Raw genomic sequence first — 20595 nt, 5'->3', positions numbered from 1 at the left:
CGGCGCATCGGCGCTCCCCAATATCCAACGACAAGAAGGACCAGATGCCATGGCGGAATTCGACTACGTGATCGTGGGCGGCGGCTCCGGCGGCGCGACGCTGGCCTCGCGCCTGAGCGAAGACCCGTCGGTGACGGTCTGCCTCATCGAGGCCGGCGGCGACGGCCGCGGCATTCTTGTGCGGGCGCCGGCCGCCGTGGTCGCAATGCTGCCGGGCCGCCCGCGCCTCAACAACTACGCCTACCAGACCGTGCCGCAGCCCGGCCTGAACGGGCGGCGCGGCTACCAGCCGCGCGGACGCTGCCTCGGCGGCTCGAGCGCGATCAACGCCATGCTCTACGTGCGCGGCCACCGTGAGGACTACGACGACTGGGAACGTTCAGGCTGCGCCGGCTGGGGCTTCGAGGAGGTGCTGCCGCACTTCCTGCGCGCCGAGGGCAACCAGCGCGGCGCGAGCGCGCTGCACGGCGCCGACGGCCCGCTGCAGGTGGCCGAGCAGCAAAGCCCGCGCGCCCTCAGCGAGGCCTTCGTGCGCGCCGCCGCCGAGTGCGGCATTCCACGCAACGACGACTTCAACGGCCCCGAGCAGGAAGGTGCGGGGCTCTACCAGGTCACGCAGTTCCACGGCGGTGCGAAGAACGGCGAGCGCTGCTCGGCCGCCGCGGCCTACCTGCACCCGGTGATGGACCAGCGCCCCAACCTCTCCGTGCTGACCGGCACGCAGGCCCTGCGCGTGGTGCTCGAAGACCGGCGCGCGGTGGGCGTGGAGGTGCGGCGCGACGGCAAGGTCGAGACGATTCGCGCGCGCCGCGAAGTGGCGCTGTGCGGCGGCGCCTTCAACTCGCCGCAGCTGCTGATGCTCTCGGGCATCGGCGACCCCGACGAACTCGCGCGGCACGGCATCGAAGTGCGGCATGCGCTGCGCGGCGTGGGGCAGAACCTGCAGGACCACTGCGACTTCATCGTCGCCTACAAGTCGAAGCAGACCGACATGTTCGGCATCGGCCCGGTCGGCGGGCTGCAGCTGCTGAAGGCCATCGGCCAGTGGCGCCGCGACGGCACGGGCCTGGTCGCCACGCCTTTCGCGGAAGGCGGCGCCTTCATCAAGTCGTCGCCCGAACTGCGCCGGCCCGACCTGCAGCTGCACTTCGTGATCGCGATCACCGACGACCATGCGCGCAAGCTGCACGCGGGCTTCGGCTTCTCGTGCCATGTGTGCGTGCTGCGCCCCAAGGGCCGCGGCGACGTGCGCCTCACCGACGCCAGCCCCGACTCGGCGCCACGCATCGACCCGCGCTTCCTGGCCGACCCGGAGGACATGGCGCTGCTGCTGCAGGGCGTGAAGAAGACGCGCGAGATCATGCGGTCGCCCGCACTCGAGAAGTACCGCCACCGCGAGGTCTACACCGCCGACGCCCACACCGACACGCAGCTCGAACAGCACATCCGCGCGCGCGCCGACACCATCTACCACCCGGTGGGCACCTGCAAGATGGGCGTGGATGCGATGGCGGTGGTCGACCCGCAACTGCGCGTGCACGGCATCGCGGGCCTGCGCGTGGTCGATGCCTCGGTGATGCCGACGCTGATCGGCGGCAATACCAACGCGCCCACCATCATGATCGCGGAGCGTGCAGCCGGCTGGATGCGCGGGCCGGTTGCCTCCGCCGCACAGCCCGCTACGGCAGTGCCTGTGACGAGCCTCGCACCATGAGTTCGCCCGGCAGCAGCAGCTGACGCGGTGCCGCGTCGAGCCCGCGCAGGCGCTCGATGAGGCAGGTAGCGGCAGCACGGCCGATCTCGTCGGTCGGCTGCGCCACGGTGCTCAGGCCCGGCCCGATGAGCGAGGCCCATTCGGGATCGTCGAAGCCCACGAAGCCCAGGTCGGCGCCGAAGCGCCAGTCGAGCCGCGCCATGGCCTGCGCCACGCGCAGCGTGACCACGGCATTGCCCGCGACCACCGCTGCGCGGCGGCCGCGCTTGGCGCGCTGGCGCAGCGCGCGCAAGGCCTCGTCGAGCGCGTCGTTCTCGCCCTCGACCGATTCGAAGACCTCGCCCGCCACACGCGGCTCGTGCGCGGCCACGCAGGCGCCGAACGCGGCCGTGCGCTCGCGCCGCGAGCTGACGCCCTTCTGCGGCTCGGTAACGTACAGCAGCTCGCGGTAGCCGCCCTCGACCAGGTGGCCGCAGGTGTCGCGCATCGCGGCGTGGTTGTCGAGCGAGACGAAGTCGGTGTGCATGCCCGTGTGCCGGCGGTCGACCAGCACGGCGGGCTTGCCGTGCAGCGTGACCGCATCGACCACGTTGCTGCCGCGCCCCAGCGTGTTGAGGATGAAGCCGTCGACCTGGTAACCCGCGAGCGCATTGATGGCCTCGCGCTCGCGTTCGCTCTCGTTGCCGAGGTTGAACAGCATCACGAGGTAGCCCGCGTCCTGGCAGGCCTTCTCGGCGCCGCGCAGCACGGCCACCGAGTACGGGTTGGTGATGTCGGCCACGATCAGGCCGATGAGCCGCGAGCGGCCGTGGCTCAGCGCCTGCGCCATCGGGCTCGGTGAATACGCCAGCTTGGCGATGGCGGCCTCGACGCGCGTCGCGATGTCGGGGCTCAGCAGGCGCTCGCGGTGGTTCAGGAAGCGCGAGACGGTGGCCTTGGAGACGCCGGCGGCTTCGGCAACGTCGGCGATGGTGGCGCGGCCTGTGGGTTTCATGGTCTGCCCCCGAAAGGCGAGGAACGCGGTGGCCGGCATTGGCTCCCTCTCCCCTTGGGGAGAGGGTTGGGGTGAGGGCCGGCGGCGCTGATGCGGCGCATGCTTGTGCGATGGCCGCTGCCCTCACCCCCGCCCTCTCCCCGAGGGGAGAGGGCGCAAGACAGGTCGGACCTTCGCGGTCGATGCGTCTGTATTGCTCCTTCCCCTTCCGGGGGAAGGCTGGGATGGGGGCAGGCAGAGCGCGCGATGGATGCGCCGCTTGCCCCCACCCCTGCCCTCCCCCAGAGGGGGAGGGAGAAAGACATGCCCGGCATTCGCGGCCGACGCGTCTGTATTGCTCCTTCCCCTTCCGGGGGAAGGTTGGGATGGGGGCAGGCAGAGCGCTCGATGGATGCGCCGCTGGCCCCCACCCCTGCCCTCCCCCGGGAGGGGGGGGAGAAAGACATGGGACGTCTCATGCGCCTGCCGTGTCGTACGGCGCCGTCGGCTTCTCGCCCGCCAGCACCTGCAACAGATTGGTCGTAGCCAGCTCAGCCATCGCATGCCGCGTCTCATGCGTGGCCGAGCCGATGTGCGGCAGCGGCGTCACGCGCGGGTGCGTGCGCAGCGGCGACTCGCCCGGCAGCGGTTCCTTCGCGAACACGTCGAGGCCGGCGGCGCGCAAGGTGCCGTGGTCGAGCGCGTCGAGCAGCGCGGCTTCGTTCACGGTCGCACCGCGCCCGCCATTGATGAACGACGCGCCCGGCTTCATGCGCGCGAAAAAAGCGGCGTCGATCATGCCGCGCGTGGCATCGGTCAGCGGCAGCATCGCGAGCACGATGTCGGCGCGCGCGAGCAGATCATCGAGCGGCGTGTGGGTGGCCCGGCCTTGCAACTCGGGCGCCTGCGTGGCGAGGTCGACCGCGCGACGCGAGTGATAGAGAACCGGCATGCCGAAGCCCAGCGCGGCGCGGCGCGCCACGGCCTGGCCGATGCGACCGAAGCCCAGGATGCCCAGCGTCTTGCCGTGCACGTCGGTGCCAAAGAATTCTTCGCCGATGTTCTTGGTCCAGTTGCCTTCGCGCACGAGGTTCGAGAGCTCGACCACGCGGCGCTGCGTGGCCATGAGGATCGCGAACACGGTGTCGGCGACCGTCTCGGTGAGCACGTCGGGCGTGTGACACAGCACGATGCCGCGCTGGTGCAGTTCGGCGAGCGCGTAGTTGTCGACACCGACCGACACGCTCGAAATCACTTCGAGCTGCGGCGCCGCATCGAGCAGGGCGGCGTCGACGTTGTAGCTCGAACCGATCAGCCCGTGCGCAGTGGCGAGCGCAGCGGCAAAAGCCTCGGGCTCCTTGCGCGGATCGGCCACGGTGACGTGGTGCACCGCCTGCAGGCGCGCGAGTTGGTCCTCAGGCAACGCCCGGAACACCAGCACATTTTTCTTTGTCATCAGAGTCCCGCTTCTTCCAGTTGCGCCCGCGTCGGCAGGCCTTCGGTGTCGCCCAGCACCTGCACGGCGCGCGCGCCGATCCAGGCGCCGCGGCGCACCGCGTCGGGCACGCTGCGGCCTTCGAGCAATGCGCTCACCACGCCGGCCGCAAAGCCGTCGCCCGCGCCCACGGTGTCGATCACTTCCTTCACCGGGAAGCCGTCGACATGGCCGGTGCCGGCCACGTCGCTGTCGTAGTACGCACCGGCCGCACCGAGCTTGACGACGACCAGCTTCGCGCCGCGCTGGCGGTAGAACTTCGCGACGTCTTCGGGCTTGTCGTGGCCCGTAAGCAGCAGGCCTTCTTCGATGCCGGGCAGCACCCAGTCGGCGCGCGACGCGAGTTCGTTCACCCAGTGGCGCATCGTCTCGGTCGACGACCACAGCGTGGGCCGCAGGTTGGTGTCGAACGAGATGGTGCGGCCGGCCGCGCGCATCACGTCCATGGTCTTGAGTGCGGCCTGCAGGCTGGTCTCGGAAATGGCCGCGAACACGCCGGTGGCATGCAGGTGGCGCGCCGAGCGCAGCCAGGCTTCGTCGACATCGGCCGGGCCCATGTGGCTCGCGGCCGATCCCTTGCGGTGGTATTCGATCGGCGGGTCGCTGCCGTCGGTGACGCGGCCCTTGAACTGGAAACCGGTGCGCTGCGTGGCGTCGGTGATCACGTGCGAGCAATCGATGCCTTCGGCGCGCATCGCGGCCAGCAGCGCACGGCCCATCGAGTCGGTGCCCAGGCGGCTGGCCCAGCCGACCTTCAGGCCGAGGCGCGACAGGCCGATGGCCACGTTGGTCTCGGCGCCGGCGGTGCGCTTGAAGAACGACTCGGCGTTTTCCAGCGGACCGGGCCGGTCGGCCACCAGCAGCAGCATGGCTTCGCCGAACAAGGCGACATCGAAAGCGGTAGGTTCCGTCATGTGTGTAGTCCTACGCCCGTGCGGCGCGGATGAAGTCGATCTGCGTGCGGGTGACGGCCAGCAGGTCGTCGCCCACGAGCGGGTATTCGATGGCGTGCGGCACGTCGGCCGGCAGTGCGCGCAGCACCGCGCGCCACGGCGCGACCGAGTCGCCCATCGGCACCGCCACCCACTTGTGCGGCAGGCGCTGCGCGCCCTTGCAATGCACATAGCGCACGCGGTGGCCGAGCGCCTGCGCGGCCTGCAGCGGGCACTCGCCGAGCCAGTGCCAGTTGCCCATGTCGAAGGTCATGCCGAGCGACACGCCGGCGCGGTCGGCCACGTCGAAGAAGGTCTGCAGCGCGGCCAGCGTGCCGGCGCGCACGGTCTGGTCGTTCTCGATCAGCAGCTCGACGCGGGTCTCGGCCAGCGCGACCTTCAGGCCCCAGAGCGAGCCGTGCGACGACGGCTGGAAATCCCCGATCGCCATCTTGAGCCGCTTCGCGCCCACGCGCGTGGCGGCAGCGATGCCGCGTTGCAGCGCGGCGCTGTCGAGCCAGCCGCCCTCGGCCCACAGGCCCTCGGGGCTGGAGTACACGGAAGCGAGACCGTTCAGCGCCGGCAGTTCGGCCTCGGCATCACGCAGCATCTCGCCGCGTACTTCCACCGAATCGGCACCTGCGGCGCGCGAGAGTTGCGAGCACCAGAGCTGGCCGTGCCGCCCCACCTCGGCCGCACCGAAGGACGACAGAGAAATCAGGACTTCGAAGGCCATCAGTGAGCTTGGTGCGAGCTGAGGATCTGGCCGAGGAACTGGCGCGTGCGCTCGTCCTTGGGGTTGCCGAAGAACTCCTGCGGCGGTGCCTGCTCGACGATCTTGCCGTCGGCCATGAAGATCACGCGGTCGGCCACGCTGCGGGCAAAGCCCATCTCGTGCGTCACGCACAGCATGGTCATGCCGTCTTCGGCCAGGCCGATCATGGTGTCGAGCACTTCCTTGACCATCTCGGGGTCGAGCGCCGACGTGGGCTCGTCGAACAGCATGATCTTGGGCGACATGCACAGCGCGCGCGCAATCGCCACGCGCTGTTGCTGGCCGCCCGAGAGCTGGCTCGGGTACTTCTTGGCCTGCTCGGGAATGCGCACGCGCGTGAGGTACTTCATGGCCACCTCTTCCGCCTGCGCCTTGGTCATGCCGCGCGAGCGCATCGGCGCCAGCGTGCAGTTTTCCAGAATGGTGAGGTGCGGGAACAGGTTGAACTGCTGGAACACCATGCCGACTTCGGCGCGCACCGCATCGACGTTCTTGCCGCCCGCGGTGAGGTCGATGCCGTCGACCACGATGCGGCCCTTTTGCACCGTTTCGAGCCGGTTGATGCAGCGGATGAGCGTCGACTTGCCCGAACCCGAAGGCCCGCAGATCACGATGCGCTCGCCCTGGCGCACCGACAGGTCGATGCCGGTCAACACCTGGAATTCACCGTACCACTTGTTGACCGCTTCCATGCGGATGATCGATTCCGTCGTCATGCCAGGATTCCCTTCAAGCGCTTTCGCTTATTGCATCTTCGGCAGGTCGGCCTGCAGCCACTTTTGATAGAGCTTGTTCAGCTCGCCGTTGGCGGTGTTCTTCTGCACGAATTCGTTCACGGCCTTGGTCAGCTCTTCCTGGCCCGGACGCATCGCGATGCCCATCGATTGCTGCACCAGCGTGAACTTGTTTTCGAAGGTGTTGGCCGGCACGCGCTTGGCGATCTGCGCCGCCACGGTGACCGAGCAGCCGATCGCATCGACCTGGCCCGAGATCAGCGCCTGCATGGCCGAGGCGTCGTCGTCGAAGCGGCGGATTTCGGTGCCTTCGGGGGCAGCCTTGGTCACGGCCACGTCTTGCGTCGATGCGCGGGCCACGCCCACGCGCAGGCCCTTCAGATCGCCTGCGGCCTTGATCGAGGTCTTGGTCGCGCCGTACAGCACGATGGTCGCGGCCGCATAGGGCTGCGAGAACTGCACCTGCTTGGCGCGCTCGGGCGTCACGGCCAGCGAAGCGACCAGCAGGTCGACCTTGTTGGTCAGCAGGAACGGAATGCGGTTCGGGCCCGTGACCGGCACGATGTTGGCCTTGACGCCCCAGTCTTTGGCCAACAGCTTGGCCACGTCGGCGTCGTAGCCGTCGGGCTGGTTCTTGGCGTCGGTGGTGCCGTAGGGCGGGAAGTCGACCAGCATGCCGATGGTGATCTCGCCCTTCTTCTTGATGTCAGCCACGCTTTGCGCCGAAGCGAACGGCGCGAACACGGTCAGGGCGGCGCCGAGGCCCAGGGCGGCGAGCGCAACACGGCGGGTGGTGGAACGGGTCATGGAATGTGTCTCCTGAAAAAGAAAGGAAGCGACGAGAAAAACGAGGATCGATCAGCGGGCCAGCGCGAGAGCGCGCTTGCGCTCCATGCGCGCCGCGAGCAGCGACAGCGGCCAGCAGATCGCGAAGTAGATGGCGGCCACCACCGAGAACACGATGAGCGGCTGGAAGGTGGCGTTGTTGACGATCTGCCCGGCGCGCGTGATCTCGACGAAACCGATGATGGCCGCGAGCGACGTGCCCTTGATGATCTGCACCAGGTAGCCCACCGTGGGCGCCAGCGCAATCTTGAAAGCCTGCGGCAGCACCACGTCGCGCATGCGCGCCGCGTACTTGAGGTTGAGCGCCTGCGCCGCCTCCCACTGGCCGCGCGGGATCGCCTGGATGCAGCCGCGCCAGATTTCGCCGAGGAAGGCCGCGCTGTTCAGGATGAGCGCCACGCCCGCGGCGACCCACGGGTTGATGTCCAGCCCCAGCACCGGCGCACCGAAGAACACCAGGAACAGCTGCAGCAGCAGCGGCGTGCCCTGGAAGATCTGGATGAAGGTGGTCGACACGGCGCGCGCCCACGTCGATTCCGACGTGCGCATCAGCGCGATGGCCAGCCCCAGAATGGCGCCGCCCACGAAGGCGATGGCCGACAGCGCGAGCGTCCACTTGGCCGCTTCGAGGATGAAAAGGAATTCGGGAAAACCGAAGGTGCGCATGGTGTGTGCTCCGTCCGTCGTGGTCAGTCAGTTACCGGCGGTCCGGGTAGTTGAGCGTGCGCTTGTAGATCAGCTTGAACATGGCCGAGAAGGCCAGCGCCAGCGCGAGGTAGATGCCGGCCACGACGATGTAGATCTCGAAGCTGCGGAAGGTCTGCGACTGCAGGTTGGCGGCCACCGAGGTCAGGTCGTCGGCCGAGATGACCGAGACCACCGCCGAGCTCAGCATCAGCAAAATGAACTGGCTCGTGAGCGCCGGGTAGATCGCCTTCAGCGCGGGCTTGATGATGACGAAGCGGAAGATTTCCCAGGGCTTGAGGTTGAGCGCGCGGCCCGCCTCGATCTGCCCCTTGGGAATCGACTCGATGCCCGCGCGGATGATTTCCGTGGCGTAGGCGCCGAGGTTCACCACCATCGCCACCAGCGCGGCCGTTTGCGGCGACCAGCGCAGGCCGATGGCCGGCAGCGCGAAGAAGAAGAAAAACAACTGCACGAGGAACGGCGTGTTGCGGATCACCTCGATGTAGGCATTGACGATAAAGCGCAGCCAGCCCGGCCCCGAGGTCTTTCCCCAGGCACAGAAGATGGCCACCACCAGCCCCAGCAGGGTGGCGATGAGCGAGAGCTGAACCGTGATCCACGTGCCCTTGAGCAACAGCGGCCAGGCGGCAAAGACGGCGTCGAATTGGAACTGGTAGTTCATGGTGGAGCGGGCACGGAGAGCCGTGCGCGGACCCTGAAAGGAATGCTTGCAGCTTAAATGAAACCGGTTTCAGAGCAATCTAGGGATTCCCCTAGGTGGGCGTTTTGCCCCACCCGCCTGCCTACACTGGCGCGATGCCGAACCCCCATGCGGACCCCGTGGAACCCACCTCTCCCCCGGCAAGCACCCCGGCTGACAGGCCCGTCGTGCAGCATTTCCGGCAGGCGCTGCTCTGGCCCTTGCGCCTCGTGCCGGCGCCCGGCGCGGCGCCCTCGCACCACGGCCCTTGGCACGTGCTGCGCGACATGGGCGAGGCCTCGCCCTGGCGCGAAGAGGTGGACGAATACACCGGCGACAGCGGCCGCTTCCACGAGCGCCACTACAACGAGTTCGTGAGCTTCCTGCCTTACGTGCAGCGCTTCCTGTACGGCGAAGGCCGATCGCGCAGCAGCAGCAATGACGGCACGGGCAGCGACGGCGACTCGCCCATGCGCATCTTCCGCCGCCGCGACATCGCCTCCGTGCGGCTGGTGGCGCGGCCCGGCGAGGCGCCCGTCACGCTCGACGTGATTCACTGCGACCTGTACTTCTTCTTCGACATCGACGTGGTGCTGCTCAACCTCGAGGTCGGCACCGACCACCTGAGCCTCGCGCAGGCGCAGGACATCCTCTACCGCTTCGGCCGCGCCTACCCTTCGGGCTGGGAGGCCGACGGCGCCGCCCTGCACTGCATGGCCAGCGTCGAGTGGCTCGGCACCGACGGCCGCGTGCTCGCCGCCTCCGACGCGCAGCAGCGCGATGCCTTCCTCTCGCACGTGGCCCAGCACCGCGCCCCACGCATCGCCGCCCACTGGGCCTACCTGATGCAGCCGCTGGTGAGCGACCATTCGGACGACCCCGGCGTGCTGCGCTACCGACAGATCGAGTACTACCGCATGCCGGTGATGGCCTACCTGTCGCTCGACGATCCACGCCGCCTCACGCGCGACGACTTCGTGCGGCTCGCGCTCGTCACGGGCGCGGGCGGCGCCGATGCCCACCTTCCCTATGCCGAGCAGCATCTGGCCGACTTCGAGCACACCTACTGCTACGACCGCTTCTGGGTGAACGCGGGAGCGGCGCCCAACACGCGCTACCTGTGCAACGGCCATGCGCTCATCGTGGTGGGCGACGCGCGCTCCGAATTCTTCTGCTGCCGCGACCGCGGCGTGCTCGCGCAGTTCAGGCACCAGCACTTTTTGCTGTTCCTCATCGCGCATTTCCAGAAGGCCTCGCTGCTGATGTTCTCGGACCAGCTGGTCGAGGCGCTCAACAAACTCGACATCCGCAACACGCCGAGCGTGAAGCAGTTCAAGCGAGCCATCCGCGCGAGCTTCGAGCGCTTTCTGCGCTTCACGCACCGCTACTGGTTCCACGAAATCTCGGAGCAGGCGCAGGTGCGCGCGCTCTCGCACATGTGCGCCACGCACCTGCGGCTCGACCCGCTGTACGACGAGGTGAAAGCGCGCATCGCCGACATGAACACCTACCTCGACGCCGACAGCCTGCGCCGGCAAGCCAGCACCGTCGTGCGGCTCACGGTGGTCACGCTGTTCGGCCTCATCGGCACCGTCACCACCGGCTTCCTCGGCATGAACCTGCTGGCCGAAGCCGAGGCGCCGCTGTGGCGCAAGGCGATCTGGTTCGGCGTGGTGTTCACCTTCACCACCTGGCTCACGATCTACACGATGGTGAAGTCGCAACGGCTGTCGGACTTCATCGATGCGTTGTCGAACGACAAGCTGAGTTTGCGGGGCAAGCTGGCGGCGCTTGGGCGGGTGTGGCGGGCGGGGGCGGACTGATCAGGGCGACGCTCCCGCCGACGCGGTACCTTGCTCCGCGAATGTCCCCCGGGGCTTCGCCCCTCCTCCCTGATTTCGCTGCGCAAGGCACCCCATCGACGTGAGCGTTGTTCAGTGCGGCTGTTGATCGACCGGCACCACGACCGCGCTCGGTGTGCGCAGGACACTGGGTGCTTCCCGCAGCGAAATCAAGGAGGAGGCCGCAGGCCGGGGGACATTCGCGGAGGGAAGTACCCGGTGGCCTGTGCACATGCCCTGAAGGCCGCCCCCAAACTAAGATCACCGCCCCTACCAAAGGCCACCATGCGCATTGCCATCGTCTCCGACATCCACGGAAATCTCCCCGCGCTCGAAGCCGTGGTCGAGGACATTGCCCGCCGCGGCGCGGACGCCATCGTCAATCTGGGCGACAGCCTCTCCGGCCCGTTGATGCCGCTGGAGACCGCGCAGTTCCTGATGGCGCAGGACTGGGTCCAGCTGGCCGGAAACCATGAACGCCAGCTTCTCTCCTTGCCTGCCGGGGGGCGCGGCCCGTCCGACGCGTTCGCGCATGCGCGGCTCGGTGCGAAGGAATTCGAATGGATGGCATCGCTGGTGCCCCACCTTCGCTTCAGCCCTGAGGTTGTGCTCTGCCATGGCACGCCCGCCAGCGATCTCGAGTACTTCCTGGAGACCGTGGAGCCTGCGAACTTTCGCGCGGCCACGCTGCCGGAAATCGATGCGCGCCTCGGTCACGTCGAGGCCGAACTGATCGCGTGCGGCCACACGCATGTGCCGCGCGCAGTGCACGCGTCCAGCGGGCAATTGATCGTCAACCCGGGCAGCGTCGGCCTGCCCGCGTATGCCGACATCCATCCGCATCCGCATGCGGTCGAAACGGGTTCGCCGAATGCGCGCTATGCCATCGCCGAGCAGCGCGAGGGTGGCTGGACCGCCCGGCTGGTTTCAGTGCCCTACGACCACACGGCCATGTCGGCGCTGGCGCTGAAGCACGGGCGGCCCGACTGGGCCCATGCCCTGGCGACCGGGCGCATGTCCTAAAGAGCGATCTGCGCGCTGTCGATCGCGCGGATCGGTACGCCGAAGCTCGTGATGTCCGACAGCGTTGCGTTGTGGTGCGCGCGGATGAAGGCACCTTTGGCATGCGGCTTGTCGTGCGAGGTGTGGGCGTCGGCCGCCAGCACCACCTCGTAGCCCAGCGCGGCGGCGCGGCGCACGGTGGTGTCCACGCAAAACTCCGACGAATAGCCGCAGACCACCACGCGCCGCACGCCCTGCCCCGACAGCCAGGCGTCTAGCGGCGTGCGCAGAAACGAATCGGGCGTGGTCTTGCGCAGGCGCGCGTCGGCCGGCGTCACCTGCAAGGCGTCGGCCAGCTGCCAGCGTTCAGAATCGAATTCCAGGTCGATGGCGTTCTCGTGCTGGATGAAGGCCACCGGCACGCCGGCCGCGCGTGCGCGTGCCGTGAGCGCGTTGATGCGCCCGATGACCACTTCGGATTCGTACGGCCGGGGCGGATCGTCGCAAAGGCCGCGCTGCATGTCGATGACGAGGATGGCAGTTTTCATGGCGATGAAGGGCGGTGGGCGTGGATTGCCGGAGTATGCCGCCGGCCCGCGGATTGCCCCCGCGCGCCGAATGTTTCTGTCGCTGAAACCATTGAAAGGCCGACTCCCGCTAGTCTCGCGCCTCAAGATCAACACACATCAAGAAGGCTTTCTCATGGCTGACGACTCGGGTTCGCAAGGCGCTTATCTCCCCCGACTGCTGCGCCGCGGCGCGGTACTTGCCACGGCCGGCTGTGCCTTCGTCGCAGGCTGCAGCAGCGCCGGCGGCGGTGAAACCCGCTACGACAACTCGCCGCAATTCAAGGGCGGCGTGTTCCAGAACATGCCCAACCCCGAGCTGCTGCCCACGGCCAGCACGTGGCGCATCTGGTCGCGCTTCATCGTCGGCAGCAAGGTCGACACCGTGCCGGTCGACCCGATTCCGGTGCGCGCGCTGACGCCCCAGGCGCTCGAAGCGCTCGCGGCCGACGCCAACCATGTCGTACGCCTGGGCCACTCGTCGCACCTGCTGAAGCTCAAGGGCAAGTACTGGCTCATCGACCCCGTGTTCAGCGAGCGCGTCTCGCCCTTCACGTGGGTTGGGCCGAAGCGCTTTCACAAGCCGCCGATCCAGCTGGAGCAGCTGCCGCCGATCGAGGCCGTGATTCTTTCGCACGACCACTACGACCACCTCGACGTCGCCACCATCGAATACCTCGCCACGCGCGTGCAGCGCTACTTCGTGCCGCTGGGCATACGCGCCCGGCTCATCGAGATGGGCGTGCCCGCCGAGCGCGTGACCGAGCTCGACTGGTGGCAGGGCGGCGAGCATGCGGGCGTGAAGCTCACGGCCACGCCGGCGCAGCATTTCTCGGGCCGTGCGGTCACGCTGACCGACCGCGACCGCACGCTGTGGGCCTCGTGGGTGGTGCAAAGCGGCGATCAGCGCATCTTCTACAGCGGCGACTCGGGCTACTTTCCGGGCTTCAAGCAGATCGGCGAACGCTTCGGCGGCTTCGATCTGGCGCTGATGGAAAACGGCGCCTACGACGCCTACTGGCCCGGCGTGCACATGACGCCCGAGCAGAGCGTGAAGGCCTTCGAAGACCTGCGCGGCAAGGTGCTCTATTCGGTGCACAACAGCACCTTCGACCTGGCCTTCCACACCTGGCACGACCCGCTGGACCGCATCGCCGACCTGGCACAGGCCAAGAAGATCGAACTGGCCACGCCGGTGATCGGCGAAGTGCTGACGGTGGGGCAGGCGCGCACCAACGTGCGTTGGTGGGCCGGGCTGAAGTGAGCGCGCCATCCTCCACGCGCCAGTGAATATTTCGATTGTTTCTCGCCACTTTTAAAAGGTTTACGGACGGTTAACTGGCCATCGGTTCAATCGCTTCACCGCCGCGACGACTCCCTCGAAGGAAGGCGCCGGCGGCGAAGCCAGATCGTCTGCAAGGCAGCAGCCACAGGGAGCACGACGACAACAGGAACCGGTGCGAAGTGAGGCCCCGTCACCGCGGTAGAAGCAACCACCCTTCGGAGGCGCCTGGACATTGGTTCGAGCACTTTCGAAGGGTGCGCGCGCACCACGGCGCATGCTTTGCGGCATGAACCACCACGGATGCCGGTAGCGACCCGCGGACCACCTGCGCGAGGGGTGTCAGGACGCATCGAACCTGTCATCATCGAATCCCGCTCACTGCTCCCTCTCGACGATGCCGCTTGCCTCCCCGCTCACGAAACGGCGCCCGCGCACCTGGCTGCTGGCCGTCGTTCTCGGCATGGGCCTCGCCGGCAACGCGCTCGCGACGCACGGCAACCCGCAAGGCAAAGGCCCACGTGTAGGCGTTCTCGTGAGCGACCTACGCAACCCCTTCTTCGCCTACATCGCCCGCGCGGTCGAGACGACCCTGAACGAGGGCGAGCAGCGCGCCGCGCACATCACCGTCGTGTCCAGCGGGTTCGATCCGCAGCGCCAGGACGAGCAACTCAAGGAAATGATCCGCCAGCGCGTGCAACTCGTGATCGTGACGCCCGTCGATTCGACCAGCCTGCACGCCCGCGTCGCGGAAGCGCGGGCGGCCGGCATCAAGGTCGTCGCTGTCGATGCGCTCGTGCAGGGCGCCGACGCGGCCGTGGTGACCGACAGCCGTGCGGCGGGCAAGCTGGCCTGTGAACATCTGGTGCGCACGCTCGGTGGCAAAGGCGAAGTGGCGATCATCGACGGCCCGCCGAACACGGCTGCGGTCGGCCGTGTGAGCGGCTGCCGCGAGGCGCTGGGCGCAGCGCCCGGTGTGCGTGTCGTGCCGATGGCATTGAACGGCGGTGCCACCAAGGACGGCGGCGTCGAACAGATGACCCAGCTGCTCGCGCGCCATCCGAAGCTGTCGGGCGTGTTCGCGATCAACGACCTGTGCGGCATCGGCGCGGAACTGGCGGCCCAGGTCGCGGGGCGCCGCGACATCGTCATCACCGCGATGGACGGTTCGCCGGAAGTGGTGCAACGCCTGCAAGACCCGGCCACATTGATCGCCGGCAGCGCGACGCAGTCGCCTGCGTTGATGGGCCAGCGGGCGGCCGAAATCGGGTTGAAGCTCCTGTCGGGCCAGACACCGCCGCAGCGCGTGCTGCTGTTGCCCTCGAAGCTCGTGACGCGCGAGAACGTCGGCGGCTACGACGGCTGGTAAGCAAGCCGGCGGGCTTGCTGACCGATCGACTTACTTGCCTTCCTGCTCGCGCCGCTCACGCGCGCGCCGCACCTGGCGCGTCTCGTTGGCCTGCGCAATGGCGCGGTCTTTCGCGCGCCGCTTGCCCTGCCGCTTCTCGCGCATGCGGCGCCCCAGGATGTAGCTGCCGAAGCCGGTGACCACGGCGAGGATCACGCCGAGGATGCTGATGTCGATGCCGCCCAACATCAGAGCACCCGCAGCACGCTCGCCGGCGTGAACCCGAGGTCTGCCACCTTGCCCTTGCGTCCGCGGGTCCCCATCGCGTTGTTGAGCGATCGGATCTCGAGCGTTTCTTCGCGCTCCTTGCCGCCGCGGGCGACGCCTTCGATGCGCACGCTGCGCGTGTAGGCCACCGCACCGGCCAGCGTGTCCTTGGCCTCCAGGTCGATCAGCGTCAGGCCGCGACCGCCCTTGGGCAGGCTCTTGAGCTCGGTGATGTCGAAGGTCAGGATGCGCTTGCCGCTCGAGGCGCAGGCCACGTGCGTGGCGGCCGGCATCGGCTCGGCGCCGCTCGCGCCACCCACCAGCGACGGACGGCACAGCTGCTCGCCCTCGCCCACGTCGATGAAGGCCTTGCCGCCGCGCTGGCGCGACATCATGTTCTCGACGGTGGCCATGAAGCCGTAGCCGCCCGTGTTGGCCAGCAGCACGCAGGCGCCCACCGGGCCCGCGAAGAAGTGCGTGACGTGCGTGCCGGCATCGAGATCGATGAGCGTGGTGACGGGCTGGCCGTCGCCGCGCGCACCGGGCAGCGAAGCCACGGGCACGGTGTAGACGCGCACGCTCTTGTCCTTGGCGCTGCCGAAGACCAGCAGCGTGTCGACGCTGCGGCATTCGAAGGCACCGTAGAGCGTGTCGCCCGACTTGAAGCTGTACTCGGGCGCGGTGCCGCCGTTGCCTGCAGCTTTCTCGCTGGCCCAGCCCTTCTGCGCGCGCACCCAGCCCTTCTGCGACACGATCACGGTGACGGGCTCGTCGACCACCTTCACCTCGGCCACGGCGCGCTTCTCGGCCTGGATGAGCGTGCGGCGCGGGTCTTCGAAGGTCTTGGCGTCGGCCTCGATTTCCTTGATCAGCAGGCGGCGCAGCGTGGCCGGGCTGGAAAGGATGTCTTCGAGTTTCTTCTGCTCGTCGCGCAGGCCGGCAAGCTCCTGTTCGATCTTGATGGCTTCGAGCCGCGCAAGCTGACGCAGCCGGATTTCAAGAATGTCCTCGGCCTGCCGGTCGCTGAGGTTGAAGCGCGCAATGAGCGCCGCCTTCGGGTCTTCCGCGGCGCGGATGATGGCAATGACTTCGTCGATGTTCAGCAGCACGAGCTGCCGACCTTCGAGGATGTGGATGCGGTCCAGCACCTTGCCCAGGCGATGGCGCGAGCGCTTCTCGACGGTGATCTCGCGGAAGGCGATCCACTCGTTGAGCATCTGGCGCAGCGACTTCTGCGTCGGCTTGCCGTCGATGCCGACCATCGTGAGGTTGATCGACGACGAGGTTTCGAGCGAGGTCTGCGCCAGCAGCGTGGTCGCGAACTCGTCCTGGCTGATGCGCGAGGTCTTGGGCTCGAACACGAGGCGCACGGCGGCGTCCTTGCTCGACTCGTCGCGCACCACGTCGAGCATCGACAGCATGGCGGCCTTCAGCTGGGTCTGGTCGGCGCTCAGCGCCTTCTTGCCGGCCTTGACCTTCGGGTTGGTGATTTCCTCGATCTCTTCGAGCACCTTCTGCGTGCTGACGCCAGGCGGCAGTTCGTTGACCACGAGCTGCCACTGGCCGCGCGCGAGGTCTTCGATCGTCCAGCGCGCGCGCACCTTGAGCGAGCCGCGGCCGGTGCGGTACGCATCGGCGATGTCGCTGGCGCCGCTGATGATCTGCGCGCCGCCCGGGTAGTCGGGGCCGGGCACGATCGCCAGCAGTTCTTCTTCGCTGAGCTTGCCGTTGGACTTGATCAGCGCCACGCAGGCGTCGGCAATTTCACGCAGGTTGTGGCTCGGGATTTCGGTGGCCAGGCCCACGGCAATGCCGCTCGCGCCATTGAGCAGCGTGAACGGCAGCCGCGCGGGCAGCAGGCGCGGCTCTTCGGTGCTGCCGTCGTAGTTGGGAATGAAGTCGACCGTGCCTTCGTCGATCTCGTCGAGCAGCAGGCTGGTGATGCGCGCCAGGCGCGCTTCGGTGTAGCGCATGGCCGCGGCGCCGTCGCCGTCGCGGCTGCCGAAGTTGCCCTGGCCGTCGACCAGCGGATAGCGCTGCGAAAAGTCTTGCGCCATGCGCACCAGCGCGTCGTACGCGGCCTGGTCGCTGTGCGGGTGGAAGCGGCCGAGCACGTCGCCGACGACGCGCGCGCTCTTCACGGGCTTGGCGCCCACGGTGCCGTTGGTGCCGCCGAAGCCCAGGCCCATGCGCGACATCGAGTACAGGATGCGCCGCTGCACCGGCTTCTGGCCGTCGGACACATCGGGCAGCGCGCGGCCCTTGACCACGCTCAGGGCGTATTCGAGATAGGCGGTCTGCGCGTAGTCGGCCAGCGTGAGGGTGGTGTCGCCGTCGGTGGGGCCTGCAAGGTCGAGCGGGGGTTGAGAGTCGTCCATGAAGAAGAGAGAAAGAAAACAGTTGCGTGGGGCTGCGTGCGTGGTGCGCTCAGCCCGAAGTGAAAGAGGGGTGCATCGCGGTCTTCGGCGTCACGACAACGGAGACGGCGGCGGCGCATCGCCCGGCTCCGCCGCGCCGGTCGGCACCTCGGACAGGTCGGGAACCTCGGGCATGGTCGGCACGTTGCGCGGCGACTCGGACGGCATGTTGCCGCGGCCGATCGCGCCGCCCTTGGGCACCGACATCTCCATGCGGATGCGTCCCGGCGTCTTGCCGCCACCGCTGCTGCTGCCCGTGCCGCTGCGCAGGTTGCCGCCCACGGTCACGGCCGAGGGCTTGAGGTACGCGTACAGCTGCAGCACGGTCTGCACGTAGTTCTGCGTTTCCTTGTAGTTCGGGATCTTGTTGCCCGCGCGCTGCACCGCGCCCTCGCCCGCGTTGTAGGCGGCCAGGGCGAGTTCGATCTGGCCCGGGAACATCGCGATCAGGTCGCGCAGGTAGCGCGAACCGGCGGCGATGTTGATGTGCGGGTCGAACAGCTTTTTCTCGATGGTGCCGCGCTTGTCCGTCGCCACGCCATAGCGCTGCGCGGTGGCGGGCATGAGCTGCATGAGCCCCATCGCACCCTTGGGCGAGACGGCTCTTGCATCGAAGCCCGATTCGGTGGCGACCAGCGCCTGCAGCAGCTCGTAGTCGATGGCGTGCTTGCTCGACGCATCGCGCAGCGCCGACTTGGCGGTCTTGTAGCCGGGCGAGGCCTCGAACATGGCGAGCAGGTTCTGCGACGCCGGCGACACCCTGCCGTCGAGCCGGCGGTTGATGCTGTTGCGGCCCAGCGGCGAAATGCCTTTGGCCGTGTCGAAACTCTGGCCGCCGTGGAAGAAGATCTTGTAGCGCTCGTCAACCTTCTCGGCCGCGAAGTGGGCCACGCCGTTGCTGTCGATGTAGCCGTAGATGTCGGCGGCGTGCGCGAGCCCCTGCTGCATGCACAGCAGAAGGGCCAACCACAGCGAACGCTTGAAAACCGACATGCGTGTGAGAAGAAGGAAAGAAAAGGGAAAGCTCAGACGTCGATGTCGACGTCGTCTGCGCGCAATTCCATGAGCTCGCGCCGCGCCGCCGCTTCGCCCTTGCCCATCAGCTTGGTGATCTCGCCCTGGGTGGACGAAAAGTCGAACCGGCCCAATTGGACCTTCATCAGGCGGCGGGTGTCCGGATTGAGCGTGGTTTCCCACAATTGTTCCGCGTTCATTTCGCCCAGGCCCTTGAAGCGGCTGATGCTCCAGGCGCCTTCGCGCACGCCGTCCTTGCGCAGTTTGTCGAGCGTGGCGGTGAGTTCGCCTTCGTCGAGCGCATAGACCTTGGAGGCCGGCTTCTTGCCGCGCGCGGGCGCATCGACCCGGAACAATGGCGGCTTTGCTACATAGACGTGGCCGGCTTCGATGAGCTTGGGAAAGTGCCGGAAGAACAGCGTGAGCAGCAGCACCTGGATGTGCGAGCCGTCCACGTCGGCATCCGACAGGATGCAGATCTTGCCGTAGCGCAGGCCGCTCATGTCGGGCGTGTCGGTGGGGCCGTGCGGATCGACGCCCACGGCCACCGAGATATCGTGGATTTCGGTGTTGGCGAACAGCCGGTCGCGCTCGACTTCCCAGGTGTTGAGCACTTTGCCGCGCAGCGGCAGGATGGCCTGGCTTTCCTTGTCGCGACCCATCTTGGCGCTGCCGCCGGCGGAGTCGCCCTCGACCAGGAACACTTCGTTGTGGCTGATGTCCTTGCTCTCGCAGTCGGTCAGCTTGCCGGGCAGCACGGCCACGCCGGAACCCTTGCGCTTCTCGACCTTCTGGCCGGCGCGCTGGCGGGTCTGCGCGGCCTTGATGGCCAGCTCGGCCAGCTTCTTGCCGTAGTCGACGTGCTGGTTGAGCCACAGCTCGAGCGTGGGACGCACGAAGCTGGACACCAGGCGCACGGCGTCGCGCGAGTTGAGCCGTTCCTTGATCTGGCCCTGGAACTGCGGGTCGAGCACCTTGGCGCTGAGCACGTACGAGGCGCGCGCGAACACGTCTTCGGGCAGGAGCTTCACGCCCTTGGGCAGCAGCGAGTGCAGCTCGATGAAGCTCTTCACCGCGGTGAACAGGCCGTCGCGCAGGCCGCTTTCGTGCGTGCCGCCGGCGCTGGTGGGAATCAGGTTGACGTAGCTCTCGCGCACCGGCTGGCCGTCTTCGGTGAAGGCCACGCACCAGTCGGCGCCCTCGCCTTCGGCGAAGTTGTCGGCGTTCTTGTCGGCATGGCCGCTGCCTTCGAACAGCGGAATGACCGGGTCGCCGTTGAGCGTCTGCATGAGGTAGTCGCTCAGGCCGCCCTTGTAGAGCCACTGCTGGCTTTCGCCGGTCTTCTCGACCGTCAGCGTGACGCTCACGCCGGGCATCAGCACGGCCTTGCTGCGCAGCAGGTGGGTGAGTTCGCCCATGGGCAGCGCGGCGGTCTCGAAGTACTTGGCGTCGGGCCAGGCACGCACGGTGGTGCCCTGCTTGCGCTCGCCCGCTTCGAGCTTGCGGATGTTGAGCGCCTCGATCACGTCGCCGGCGCTGAAGGCCAGCTTGGCGGCCGAGCCTTCGCGGTGCGAGGTCACTTCGAGGCGTTTGGACAACGCATTGGTCACCGACACGCCCACGCCGTGCAGGCCGCCCGAGAAGCTGTAGGCGCCGCCCGAGCCCTTGTCGAACTTGCCGCCGGCGTGCAGCCGGGTAAACACCAGCTCGACCACGGGCGCTTTTTCTTCGGGGTGCATGCCGAAGGGAATGCCGCGGCCGTCGTCCTCGATGCTGACCGAGCCGTCGGTGTGCAGCGTGACCTTGATCTTCTTGCCGTAGCCCGCCAGCGCCTCGTCGGCGGCGTTGTCGAGCACTTCCTGGATGATGTGCAGGGGGTTGTCGGTCCGGGTGTACATGCCCGGGCGCTGCTTCACGGGCTCGAGGCCCTTGAGCACGCGGATGGAGCCTTCCGAATAGCCGGAAGCGGAGTCTGAAGATGTCTTGGGGGAAGTCGCCATGG

General features: G+C 67.8%; 18 protein-coding genes. 5 read left to right on the top strand and 13 right to left on the bottom strand.

Annotated features, from left to right (window positions below; genetic code table 11):
• The first annotated feature begins 49 nt into the window (after nt 1-49).
• On the top strand, nt 50-1714 hold the full coding sequence (locus RZE79_RS11360; protein ID WP_319360478.1) for a GMC family oxidoreductase N-terminal domain-containing protein: 1665 nt from the start codon (nt 50-52) through the stop codon (nt 1712-1714).
• Here RZE79_RS11360 and RZE79_RS11355 read toward each other — a convergent pair.
• From RZE79_RS11355 to RZE79_RS11320, 8 genes are all read right to left on the bottom strand, one after another.
• Complete coding sequence (locus RZE79_RS11355) at nt 1680-2708, bottom strand: LacI family DNA-binding transcriptional regulator (protein WP_319360477.1); 1029 nt, start codon at nt 2706-2708, stop codon at nt 1680-1682. The genes RZE79_RS11360 and RZE79_RS11355 overlap by 35 nt on opposite strands.
• Before the next feature lie 454 nt (nt 2709-3162).
• On the bottom strand, nt 3163-4143 hold the full coding sequence (locus RZE79_RS11350; protein WP_319360476.1) for a D-glycerate dehydrogenase: 981 nt from the start codon (nt 4141-4143) through the stop codon (nt 3163-3165).
• Nucleotides 4143-5096 (bottom strand): sugar kinase, encoded by a 954-nt coding sequence (locus RZE79_RS11345; protein WP_319360475.1) that lies wholly within the window; start codon nt 5094-5096, stop codon nt 4143-4145. Before RZE79_RS11345 ends, RZE79_RS11350 begins: the two co-directional genes overlap by 1 nt.
• 10 nt (nt 5097-5106) lie before the next feature.
• The gene (locus tag RZE79_RS11340; protein ID WP_319360474.1) at nt 5107-5850 is read right to left on the bottom strand and encodes a glutamine ABC transporter ATP-binding protein; all 744 of its coding nucleotides are present in this window, start codon (nt 5848-5850) and stop codon (nt 5107-5109) included.
• On the bottom strand, nt 5850-6605 hold the full coding sequence (locus RZE79_RS11335; RefSeq protein ID WP_056583293.1) for an amino acid ABC transporter ATP-binding protein: 756 nt from the start codon (nt 6603-6605) through the stop codon (nt 5850-5852). The genes RZE79_RS11340 and RZE79_RS11335 overlap by 1 nt, the downstream gene beginning before the upstream one ends.
• Nucleotides 6606-6632: 27 nt before the next feature.
• The gene (locus RZE79_RS11330; RefSeq protein ID WP_319360473.1) at nt 6633-7430 is read right to left on the bottom strand and encodes a transporter substrate-binding domain-containing protein; all 798 of its coding nucleotides are present in this window, start codon (nt 7428-7430) and stop codon (nt 6633-6635) included.
• A gap of 51 nt (nt 7431-7481) precedes the next feature.
• Nucleotides 7482-8135 carry an amino acid ABC transporter permease gene (locus tag RZE79_RS11325; RefSeq protein WP_099796310.1) on the bottom strand — a complete coding sequence of 218 codons (654 nt, stop codon included), beginning with the start codon at nt 8133-8135 and terminating at the stop codon, nt 7482-7484.
• 31 nt (nt 8136-8166) lie between these two features.
• A complete protein-coding gene (locus RZE79_RS11320) occupies nt 8167-8838 on the bottom strand; it encodes an amino acid ABC transporter permease (protein ID WP_319360472.1) in 672 nt (223 codons plus the stop codon).
• A 134-nt stretch (nt 8839-8972) separates the two neighbouring features.
• Here RZE79_RS11320 and RZE79_RS11315 point away from each other — a divergent pair, with 134 nt between their 5' ends.
• The gene (locus tag RZE79_RS11315; RefSeq protein ID WP_319360471.1) at nt 8973-10679 is read left to right on the top strand and encodes a hypothetical protein; all 1707 of its coding nucleotides are present in this window, start codon (nt 8973-8975) and stop codon (nt 10677-10679) included.
• Nucleotides 10680-10982: 303 nt separating this feature from the next.
• The gene (locus RZE79_RS11310; RefSeq protein ID WP_319360470.1) at nt 10983-11720 is read left to right on the top strand and encodes a metallophosphoesterase family protein; all 738 of its coding nucleotides are present in this window, start codon (nt 10983-10985) and stop codon (nt 11718-11720) included.
• On the opposite strand, the gene RZE79_RS11305 is transcribed toward RZE79_RS11310, so the two are convergent.
• On the bottom strand, nt 11717-12247 hold the full coding sequence (locus RZE79_RS11305) for a cysteine hydrolase family protein (RefSeq protein WP_319360469.1): 531 nt from the start codon (nt 12245-12247) through the stop codon (nt 11717-11719). The genes RZE79_RS11310 and RZE79_RS11305 overlap by 4 nt on opposite strands.
• Nucleotides 12248-12401: 154 nt before the next feature.
• On the opposite strand from RZE79_RS11305, the gene RZE79_RS11300 reads away from it, so the two are divergent.
• Complete coding sequence (locus RZE79_RS11300; protein WP_319360468.1) at nt 12402-13529, top strand: MBL fold metallo-hydrolase; 1128 nt, start codon at nt 12402-12404, stop codon at nt 13527-13529.
• A 415-nt stretch (nt 13530-13944) separates the two neighbouring features.
• The gene (locus RZE79_RS11295) at nt 13945-14916 is read left to right on the top strand and encodes an ABC transporter substrate-binding protein (RefSeq protein ID WP_153284993.1); all 972 of its coding nucleotides are present in this window, start codon (nt 13945-13947) and stop codon (nt 14914-14916) included.
• A 30-nt stretch (nt 14917-14946) separates the two neighbouring features.
• On the opposite strand, the gene RZE79_RS11290 is transcribed toward RZE79_RS11295, so the two are convergent.
• The 4 genes from RZE79_RS11290 to RZE79_RS11275 form a co-directional block, all read right to left on the bottom strand.
• Entirely contained in the window at nt 14947-15144 is a 198-nt protein-coding gene (locus RZE79_RS11290) for a hypothetical protein (protein WP_225617000.1), read from the bottom strand.
• Nucleotides 15144-17540, bottom strand: coding sequence for a DNA topoisomerase IV subunit A (parC, locus tag RZE79_RS11285; RefSeq protein WP_319360467.1), 2397 nt, complete (start codon nt 17538-17540; stop codon nt 15144-15146). Before parC ends, RZE79_RS11290 begins: the two co-directional genes overlap by 1 nt.
• Nucleotides 17541-17630: 90 nt before the next feature.
• On the bottom strand, nt 17631-18572 hold the full coding sequence (locus RZE79_RS11280) for a lytic transglycosylase domain-containing protein (protein WP_319360466.1): 942 nt from the start codon (nt 18570-18572) through the stop codon (nt 17631-17633).
• A 32-nt stretch (nt 18573-18604) separates the two neighbouring features.
• Complete coding sequence (locus tag RZE79_RS11275) at nt 18605-20593, bottom strand: DNA topoisomerase IV subunit B (protein ID WP_319360465.1); 1989 nt, start codon at nt 20591-20593, stop codon at nt 18605-18607.
• Between the last annotated feature and the right edge of the window lie 2 nt (nt 20594-20595).

The organism is Variovorax sp. EBFNA2, from assembly GCF_033802765.1.
Lineage (GTDB): Bacteria > Pseudomonadota > Gammaproteobacteria > Burkholderiales > Burkholderiaceae_C > Variovorax > Variovorax paradoxus_H.
The sequence above is the reverse complement of the archived record's forward strand: the minus strand, read 5'-3'. Positions and strand labels throughout refer to the sequence as shown.